The following is a 1376-nucleotide window of genomic DNA, read 5'->3' as shown; positions in this document are numbered from 1 at the left end:
GCCTGCCGTCTTCCACTCGGTGGCGACGTCGAGCAGCATCTTCAGCGCAGCACCAGCATCCGAAACGACGCCGAGATCCGGCGCGAAGACGCGGCCGATTTGAGTGGGCTCGATGTCGACATGGATGAATTTTTTGCCCTTGGTATAGACATCGACGGAGCCGGTGTGACGGTTGGCCCAGCGGTTGCCGATGCCGAAGACGAAATCGGCTTCCAGCATCGTCGCATTGCCATAGCGGTGCGAGGTCTGCAGCCCGCACATGCCGGCCATCAGCCGGTGGTCGTCGGGGATCGCGCCCCAGCCCATCAAGGTCGGGACGACCGGCACGCCTGAAATCTCGGCGAATTCGATCAGCAAATCCGACGCATCGGCGTTTATGATGCCGCCGCCGGCGACGATCAGCGGCTTTTCGGCGGCGTTGAGCATCGTCAACGCCTTTTCGGCTTGGGCGCGCGTCATGGCCGGCTTGAACGGCGTCAACGGCTCATAGGCATCGATGTCGAATTCGATCTCGGCCAGCTGGACATCGACCGGCAGGTCGATCAGCACCGGACCCGGCCGCGACGAGCGCATCAGATGAAAGGCCTTCTGCAGCGCCATGGGGACGAGATAGGGCTCCATGACCGTGACCGCCCATTTGGCGACCGGCGCGGCAATGGCTGATATGTCGACGGCCTGGAAATCCTCCTTGTTCAGCCGCGCCCGCGGCGCCTGGCCGGTGATGCACAGGATCGGAATGGAATCAGCGGCGGCCGAATAGAGCCCGGTGATCATGTCGGTGCCGGCCGGACCCGAAGTGCCGATGCACAGGCCGATATTGCCTGCCTTGGCCCGGGTAAAGCCTTCCGCCATGTGCGAGGCGCCCTCGACGTGACGGGCAAGCACGTGGCGGATCGTTCCCCTCGCCTTCAGCGCCGAATAGAACGGATTGATCGCCGCGCCCGGCACGCCGAAAGCGCAGGAAATGCCTTCCTTTTCGAGAACGAGAACCGCGGCATCGACAGCGCGCATCCTGGCCATTTTCCAGCCCTCCACGGGTTTGTCATTGTTGGATTGGCTGAGGATGTCAGCACGCCGGCTATTTTTCAATTTTTTCAGAATATTTTTTCATTTAGAGAAAACAACGGCTATATGCTGATTTTATTGGATTTTCCGTTTTCCAGGAATCCTGGCCTGCGATTCTAGTGAAAAATTTTTTCATTGTGCATTTGGCGAAATCGGTCGAGAATGACGCCATGGAAACCACGGAAAAACGCCAGCGCGGCCGGCCGCGCGCTTTCAATGGGCCCTCGGAGGCCAGTTCGGTGCAGTCGCTCGATCGGGCGCTGCGGATCCTGGCCATTGTCGCGGAAGGCAGCGGCCTGTCGCTAAGCGAA

General features: G+C 60.5%; 1 protein-coding gene and 1 pseudogene. One reads left to right on the top strand and one right to left on the bottom strand.

Going from position 1 to position 1376, the window contains the following annotated elements; genetic code table 11:
• Positions 1–1020: glyoxylate carboligase (gene gcl / locus EN925_RS35965; RefSeq protein ID WP_128337377.1), on the bottom strand; the 1020-nt coding region annotated here is incomplete at its 3' end.
• Positions 1021–1235: 215 nt separating this feature from the next.
• Between gcl and EN925_RS41230 the strand changes: the two are divergent.
• A pseudogene (locus EN925_RS41230) lies at positions 1236–1376 on the top strand (IclR family transcriptional regulator); the annotation flags it as partial.

Source organism: Mesorhizobium sp. M7A.F.Ca.US.006.04.2.1 (assembly GCF_004022915.1).
GTDB classification, from domain to species: Bacteria; Pseudomonadota; Alphaproteobacteria; order Rhizobiales; family Rhizobiaceae; genus Mesorhizobium; species Mesorhizobium ciceri.
This window is presented reverse-complemented; position numbering and strand designations above follow the sequence as displayed.